This window comes from Elusimicrobiaceae bacterium (assembly GCA_028700325.1).
GTDB lineage: Bacteria > Elusimicrobiota > Elusimicrobia > Elusimicrobiales > Elusimicrobiaceae > JAQVSV01.
In genome coordinates this window covers 1-7,854 of record JAQVSV010000087.1, presented here as the reverse complement: position 1 = coordinate 7,854, position 7,854 = coordinate 1, and the positions used below count along the sequence as shown (strand labels likewise).

Annotated in this window: 8 protein-coding genes; 2 read left to right on the top strand and 6 right to left on the bottom strand. The window is 59.3% G+C overall.

Annotation, left to right across the window (positions count from 1 at the left end):
- The 6 genes from PHW69_09030 to tkt all read right to left on the bottom strand — a co-directional run.
- The coding region (locus PHW69_09030; protein ID MDD4005325.1) for an adenosine deaminase family protein at positions 1 to 875 on the bottom strand (875 nt) is incomplete at its 3' end.
- A gap of 45 nt (positions 876 to 920) precedes the next feature.
- Entirely contained in the window at positions 921 to 1,772 is an 852-nt protein-coding gene (locus PHW69_09025; protein ID MDD4005324.1) for a hypothetical protein, read from the bottom strand.
- Positions 1,772 to 2,098, bottom strand: coding sequence for a P-II family nitrogen regulator (locus tag PHW69_09020; protein ID MDD4005323.1), 327 nt, complete (start codon positions 2,096 to 2,098; stop codon positions 1,772 to 1,774). The genes PHW69_09025 and PHW69_09020 overlap by 1 nt, the downstream gene beginning before the upstream one ends.
- 16 nt (positions 2,099 to 2,114) lie before the next feature.
- Positions 2,115 to 3,296 (bottom strand): hypothetical protein, encoded by a 1,182-nt coding sequence (locus tag PHW69_09015; protein MDD4005322.1) that lies wholly within the window; start codon positions 3,294 to 3,296, stop codon positions 2,115 to 2,117.
- A 5-nt stretch (positions 3,297 to 3,301) separates the two neighbouring features.
- The gene (locus PHW69_09010) at positions 3,302 to 3,895 is read right to left on the bottom strand and encodes a MarC family protein (protein ID MDD4005321.1); all 594 of its coding nucleotides are present in this window, start codon (positions 3,893 to 3,895) and stop codon (positions 3,302 to 3,304) included.
- Between the two features lie 120 nt (positions 3,896 to 4,015).
- Positions 4,016 to 5,992 carry a transketolase gene (gene tkt / locus PHW69_09005; GenBank protein MDD4005320.1) on the bottom strand — a complete coding sequence of 659 codons (1,977 nt, stop codon included), beginning with the start codon at positions 5,990 to 5,992 and terminating at the stop codon, positions 4,016 to 4,018.
- Between the two features lie 138 nt (positions 5,993 to 6,130).
- Here tkt and PHW69_09000 point away from each other — a divergent pair, with 138 nt between their 5' ends.
- Together PHW69_09000 and PHW69_08995 are read left to right on the top strand one after the other, a co-directional pair.
- On the top strand, positions 6,131 to 6,964 hold the full coding sequence (locus PHW69_09000; protein ID MDD4005319.1) for an alpha/beta hydrolase: 834 nt from the start codon (positions 6,131 to 6,133) through the stop codon (positions 6,962 to 6,964).
- A 36-nt stretch (positions 6,965 to 7,000) separates the two neighbouring features.
- On the top strand, positions 7,001 to 7,854 hold an 854-nt coding region (locus tag PHW69_08995; protein ID MDD4005318.1), incomplete at its 3' end, for a 2,3-bisphosphoglycerate-independent phosphoglycerate mutase.

Sequence of the window (7,854 nt, the reverse complement as noted above, 5' to 3'; positions counted from 1 at the left end):
GCCAGATCCTCCACATATTTGTGCGGATATTCTATGGAGGGATCCTGGATCCTGTCGGTTGCGAACAGGAACGTGCCGTGCCCGATGCGGTTGGCGTGGCACTGCGTTATGGCCTGAAAAATTGATTCCGGGCCGTACGCTTCGCCCGCATGCACGGTTTTGCGTATGAAATGGCTGTGGCAGTACTGGTACGCTTCCTTATGGTCCACGGCAGGATAGCCGGCTTCTTCGCCGGCCAGATCAAACCCTACGATCGGCAGGTTATCGGTTTCCACGGCCATTGTCACCGTGCGCGCCAGCTCCAGCGAAGCCGCTGAAAACACCTCTTCCTGCGGTGCATGGGTCAGTACATGCAGAATTTCGGCGAAATAAGGCGCGAACCCTTTGGCGAAGCGGCGCATCGCGCAGGTTATGAGCCCGTAGTGGAACGGAATGTCGTTTCCGTTTTTCACCGCATCGGAATTATTGTGTTCCTTGGCGGCTTTTTCAAGCCCGCGCGAGATCGCTTTTATTACATCCAGCACTTTCATTTCTTTTGTGGCGTGCAGCTGCGGCGCGAACCGCACCTCGATATAACGCACGCCTTCGGCGATATTGTCCTGAGCCAGCTCGAATGCGATGCGCTCAAGGTTCTCGGCCGTGCGCATGACCGCGCCGGTGTACAGAAACCCGTGCAGGTAGTCCGGCAGGTCTTCATACGCTTCCTTGAAAACCAGTTTGCGCAGGCCTTCTTCGGTATAGGAAGGCAGTTCCGTTTTTTCCTGTTTGGACAGGTCTATAAGCGTGTTCAGCCGCAATGACCCGTCCAGATGCAGGTGCAGGTCGGTTTTCGGAATTTTTTTGAGAAACTCGGATGTGAATTCATATTTTGGCATGACATTGTCCCCTTAAGCTTTCATTTTACTATAGCAAAAAGCCGGTCAGATTACATGCCCGGCGGTTTGCACCAGGCTGCCCCAGCCGTATGCGACCGCTGCCGACAGAATCGGCACGGACAGGACCCGCATCGTGCGGTTCCAAAACGGAAAATTCATGTCCACCAGATGCAGTGTCGCGGCGGAGCCTAACAGCGCGCAGACCGGCGCGCTCCAGAACTGCGCGGGGATTTCACCCATGATGTTGGCTTGCGCGATCACCTGAAAGCCCGCGCATAACAGCGACAGCGTGATCAGGTACCAGCCCGACAGTTTATAAAGCGCCGAGCCGGCAAACCGCGCGCAGCCGTAACATTCAAACAGGAGCGCTATCAGCCCGGCCGCCACAAACGCGCCGGTCAGGCCCCACAGGTATTTGGACGCGGCCTGTATTGCGCCGGAGTAATTGGTCCGGGCCATAAGCAGCAGCGCGGTCATCCTGCGCTGCCATTCGCCGGCGCCGAGTGCCTGCGCCGGCGCGCCGTGTTCATCATGCAGAGGGGTAAACCCGCCCGCTTTCGCGGAGCCGGACCCTTTGCCGCCGCCATCGGTTCCCATCGCCAGAAGCTGTTCGGCGATCGGGCTTTTCACTATTTTCATCTGCGGGCAGGCGTTATCGAAGAATGCTTTTTCCTCGTCGCTGAAAGTGTCGTACTGCCCGGCTAGTTTCGAGCGGAGTTCCGCGATGCCGCCCGCATTGGCCAGTTCCGGCTCGTCATACCGCGCGGCAAGCAGTTTCGCCGCGTCCGCCACGCCGCTGCCCGGGCCGGCGAGTTTCCCGCCCAGAAAGTGCGGCAGCGACGAAGCCAGTCCGCCCATTATAACAAACGCGCACAGACTGAAAAATATTTTACGCATTATCTGCCGCCCATGAATCCTTCAACCCGTGATACCGGAGTGATATAGCAAAATCCTTTTCCGGGCAGATTGATGCTGGTTTCCTTGATGATCTGGTCGAGCAGCAGTTCGGCGCGGTCCTGCCGGTCCACCACCTCGATGATCATTTTCTCGGCTTCGATAAGTTTCGCCAGAATGCCGAGTTTCTCGCGCACGCCCGAGCCTTGCGCGTAGTAATAGGTAACGCCCGGCGCTCCGCTTTTCAGGGCGCATTGCAGCACCCGTTCGCCCTGTTTCCTCTGCACAATAAGTTTTAGCAGAACATATCCGTTTTCGTTGTCCGCCATGATTCCCCCGTGTTCGCTACAGGTTTAACAGCAGCATCAGCGCCAGCGCCAGAAACACCAGCGCGAGCAGAATTTTCGTCAGTCCGAGATGTTTTTTTAGGAAGCCGTTGAAACGTTCCGATCCAAACCCCGCGAACGACAGCAGGAATACCGTTACCAGCGGCGCGATGAACATGGCGTTGTAAAGAAGCAGATACCATACCGCCTTGACGCGGAGTTCCGGATCTTTCATTATAAACACTATGGTGGGCACATACACCTGCCCGGTGCAGACCGCTTCGATAAGCGATACGACAAAGCCGACCGCGAACGCCGCCAGCAGCATTCTTGCCGGGCTGCGCCCTTCCTTGCCGCGCAGCAGCGCGCCCGTTATGCGGTTGATCCAGACCTTGAAATTTTTTGGCAGCTGCAGGAGCATCCCTTCGCTTCTGCCGGTTTTCGCGTAAACCGTCCAGTCGTAAACGCTCAGGACGAACAGCAGCAGGCAGAACCCCGCCGTGAGGTAATAGAAAATTTTCATCGCGGCGTAAAAGCCGGACAGCGCATACAGCGCCTTGAACATTCCCAGCCCCAGCAGCAGATAGGTCAGAAACACCGCGAGGCAGTAAGCCGAACCGATATAAACGATGTCGCGCCGGTTATACCCGTATACCGCGAGGAACGACACGAAAAACACGATCACCGCGAACGCGCACGGGTTTATCCCGTCCACCAGTCCCGCGCCGGCGACCGCAGTCGCGCTCATGCCGGCAAACAGCCCCTTTAATACGGGCGAGGCCTGCCCCGGCCCGACCTCCGCCTGAACCTGATCCGTCTTGCCCGCCGCGGTTATGGCGGCGTCTATTTCCTTCGCCAGCCTTTCCTCGATAGGAGTTTTGCCGACCAGCAGAACGGAATTGCCAATAAGGATCGCGGGTACCCGGGCATCCTTGTAGCCATTGTCTTTCGAAACAATGTACAGCAGCGCCAGATTGCTTTCGTTGCTGTCGGTTTCCAGCTCGCGCCACTGCACGCGGTTTTCGTATTGCCGGCGCACCTCGGGCAGAAATTCTTTTTTCAGGCTAAGGCACACTTTGCAGTGCGAAGCGTAGAACAGGGTTACATGCGGTTTTTGGGGCCCGGCGCCGTTCGCTCCCGCCGGAGCGAGCGCCAGCGCCGCCAGCGCGGCCGCGGCAAGCAGTTTGAATCTCTGTAGCATATCGGTTATTTCGCCGCCATAAAAGTCTGGATTCCGTCAAGAAACATCTGTACCGCCATCACGCACAAAAGCATGCCCATAAGGCGGGTGACCGCCATCATCACTTTCGGGCCGAGCAAAGTGTTAATGCGGAAAGCCTGCCGCAGGATCAGCACGTTCGCGGCCCACGCGATTGCGATGGCCGCAAGGCTGGACGTAAACTGCTGCGGGTTCTGGTTGGCGATGATCATCACAAAGCTCATGGACGACGGCCCCACCACCAGCGGCACCGCCAGCGGCACTATGAACGGTTCGCCGCCGGGATTTTCGGCGAAGCCGTCTTCACGCGCCGGCGGAAAAATCATTTTGAGCGCGATAAGAAACAGAATCATGCCGCCGGCTATCGTGAGCGTGCCCTGCTTGATGGACATGAGCGTCAGAAACATGTGCCCGAACAGAAAGAAAAAAAGCAGCATGCCCAGCGCGATCCACAATTCGCGCATGATCACTCTTTTGCGCCGTTCGGGCGGCACTTTTTCCAGAGCGGCCACGAAAAGCGGCACGTTGCCCAAAGGGTCCATAATAAAAAACAGCGTGAGCGCTGGATTTAGAAATGACATTGCGGTCTTCTCCGTTCTGTTTTCCGGCCCTTGAATTCCTAGTAATAATATACAAAAATAAGCGTTCTTGAAAAAACGGCCCCGCATGACGGCGGGGCCGTTTAGGAAGGCGAGCCGGGTTTATTTGCCCAGCAGTTTCAGGGCCGTCGCGGTGATATTGGCGGCTGAAAAGCCGAATTTCTCGAAGTTCACTTTCCACGGTGCGGACGCGCCGAACCGGTCCAGCGCGATTACCACGCCGCCGTCACCGGTGTATTTGTGCCAGCCCAGGGACGAACCCGCTTCCACTGCTATTCTGGCTCTGACCCGAGGCGGCAATAAGGCGTCGCGGAAGGCTTCATCCTGTTCTTCAAACAGTTCAAGACACGGCATCGAAACCGCGCGCGCCTTTACACCTTTGGCGGCCAGTTCCTGACAGGCTTTGACCGCTATGCCCACTTCGGATCCGGTCGCCATGACAATCACGTCCGGCAGTTCCTGTCCGCCATAAACTGCGTACGCGCCTCTGGCTACGCCGGCTTTAATGTCAAGTTTCTCCGTATCAAGAACAGGCAGATCCTGCCGGGTGAACGCCAGCGCCGCCGGTTTTTTCAGCCGGATGGCCAGCGCGAGCGAATGCGCGGTTTCATTGGCGTCCGCGGGGCGGAACACCAGCAGGCCCGGCATGGCGCGCAGGCCGGCGAGCTGTTCCACCGCCTGGTGGGTGGGGCCGTCTTCGCCTACTCCTATGCCGTCGTGCGTGAACAGAAACAGCGATCCGCAGCCCATCAGCGCGGCCAGCCGCATGGCCGGGCGCATGTAATCGGCGAACACGAAGAACGTCGCGCCGAACGGCACGATTCCGCCGTGCAGAGCCAGCCCATTGATGATCGCGCCCATCGCGTGTTCGCGGATGCCGAAATGGATGACATGGTCCTGCCTGTTTTTCAGGTCGGTTTTATTTGACGGCGCGAGGTCCGCCGAGCCGCCGTAGAGCGCGGGCAGTTTTTCGCCGAGCGCGTTAAGCGTTTTGCCGAGCGCTATGCGGGTGGCCACCGCGCCGTCCGCCGGCCTGAACACCGGGAGCGCGGCTTCCAGATCAGCCGGCAGTTCGCCCGCGAACCGTTTAAGCAGCCGGTCATGATCGTCCGGGAACGCGGTCCTGTAGGCGTTGAGTTTTCTGGCCCAGGATTTTTCGGTTCCAGCCAGTTCGGTTTTCACCTGCCCGAAATGCGCGCGGACAGCGTCCGGTATTTCAAAAGGCGCGTGAGGCCAGTTGTAAAATTTGCGGGTTTCCGCCATGCCGTCGCCGAGCGGCTCGCCGTGCACTTTCGCGGTGTCGTGATGGGGGCTGCCGTAGCCGATATGGGTTTTGACCAGTATAAGCGTGGGCTTGCCGCAGGGCCGGCGCGCTTTTGCGAGCGCGCCGGCTACGGCGGTCAGATCGTTTCCGTCAGCCACGCGGATGACGCGCCAGTTCATCGCCTTGAATTTTCCGGCCGTGTCCTCGGTGAAAGCGAGCCGTGTGGAGCCTTCTATGGTAATGCCGTTGTCGTCGTAGAGGCAGACGAGTTTTTCAAGGCCCAGGTGCCCCGCGAGGCTCGCCGCTTCGGCGGACACGCCTTCCATCAGGTCACCGTCGCCTGCGATCACATAAGTATGGTGGCTGATTATTTCGTGGCCGGGCCGGTTAAATTCTTTCGCCATGAAGCGTTCGCCCAGTGCCAGGCCTACAGCCATCGCAAACCCCTGTCCGAGCGGGCCGGTGGTCGTTTCCACCCCGGCCGTGTGTCCGAATTCCGGGTGGCCGGGGGTGCGGCTGCCCCACTGGCGGAACTCCCGGAGGTCTTCGAGTGTCAGCCCGTAGCCGAACAGGTGCAGCAGCGCGTAAAGCATGGCGGAGCCGTGCCCGGCGGACAGCACGAATCTGTCCCGGTCGGGCCAGTTCGGGTTCGCCGGATTATGCCTTAAAAATTTTCTCCACAGGGTATACGCCATGGGCGACACGCCCAGTGGCAGGCCGGGGTGGCCCGAGTTGGCTTTCTGCACCATGTCAACGGCCAGCATGCGGACGGCGGTTACGCCCAGCGCGTCTGAATCGGTAAAAGTATTGCGCATAAACTCTCCATTTTGATAATTCGGTAACTACAAGTTTAACACAAGCGGGGGCGCGGCGTAAATACGGCAGCGGGTGCTGCGGGACTGGCGGAAATTAAGGCTTTTGACATCAACCGCGCTATTGGTACAATTGTATATATGAAAAAAGCTACAGTTTTGATCGCGGCTTCCATATTCATCTTCTCTCCTTTCGCGTTTTGCGCGCAAGGAACAGCTGCCGCGCCGGACAGCAAGCCCGCGCGCGTCAGCTTTGCCACCTCCGACGGCTGGACCCTGTATGCCGATTATGCGCCCGCAAAACCCGGCCTGCCGACCGTGCTGATGGTGCACGGGCTGGGCTCCTCGCGCGGTGAGTGGCTGCCGCTGGAAACTCGGCTGGCAGAGCGCGGGGCGGGGTATCTGTCCGTGGATATGCGCTGCCACGGCGAAAGCGTAACCGACCCCTCCGGCAACCCGATGTCCAACTGGATGGCCTGCCTCCAGAACGTGAAAGACGTGGAGGCCGCGTGGAATTTTCTGGTTTCGAAAAAAGTGGCCGCGGACGGCATCTATGCGGCCGGCGCGAGTATCGGAGCCAATCTTGTCCTGAACGCGAAAGCCGCCGGCCTGATCAGGCCGGCGGGGCTGGTTCTGCTGTCGCCGGGACTTGATTACCGCGGCATAACAACCGGAAAGGCCATTGAAAAAATCGGGCGGCTGCCGGTGCTTCTGGCGGCCGCTTTAACCGACGAATATTCGCTCAAGACCGTGCGTATCCTGAACAAAACCGCGCTTGCCGGCGGCAATATCCCGGAAGTGATTACCGCCGGGACGGGCCATGGCGTGAATATGTTCCTGTCGGAGAACCCGGACGCGGATACCGTTCTCGACGCGACCGGGAAATTCATTTTTAACGATGCCGGGCCTGCCGGCCGGAGCAAGCGGAAAAAACCGGCCGCCAAAAAAGTTTCGGACCCCGATAGCGCACAATAACCGGCGCCGCGCGGCGGCCCCGGACGAGGAATTGCCATGACAAAACGACCTGTACTGCTTATCATCCGTGACGGCTGGGGCGAAGCCCGGCCGGGCAAATTCAACGCTGTCACAACCGCCCGGACACCGCGCATGAACGAATACCGGGCCGGATACCCGACCGCAATGCTGGAGCCGTCGGGCGAGGCGGTCGGGCTGCCGGCGGGGTATCAGGGCTCCTCTGAAGTGGGGCATTTGAATATGGGAGCCGGGCGCGTGGTGGTGCAGGAGCTTAAGCGCCTGAAGGATATGATAGCCGGCGGCACGCTGTTCGACTCGCCCGCGCTGAAGGCGGTTATGGACAACTGCGTTAAAAACAAAAAACCGCTTCATCTCATGGGGCTTGTGCAGGACGAAGGGGTGCACGCGCATCAGGATCATCTGTTCGCCATCATGCGCCACGCGGCCGGGCTGGGAGTGCGGGACATCCGCGTGCACTTTTTCGCCGACGGGCGCGACACGCCTCCGCGCAGCGCGCTGACCTACATCAAAACGCTTGAGAACGAGATCAGGGAGATCGGCGCGGGCAGGATCGCCACCGTTATTGGCCGGTATTATGCGATGGACCGCAACGAAAGCTGGGATCTGGTGGATCTTTCGCTGGAGGCCATGCTGGGCCATGCCGCCCGGCATTGCGGCACGGCGGAGGCAGCCGTCACTTCCGCTTACGACACCCTGAAAAACCCCGACGGTACTGCCCTGACCGACGAGTATATCCCGCCTTCCGTTATCGGCGATTTCAAAGGCATAGCCGACGGCGACAGCGTGATCCACATCAATTTCCGCCAGGACCGCGCGATTGAACTTGCCAAAGCGTTTGTCGAGGACGAGTACCCCGGCCGCCGCTCCCG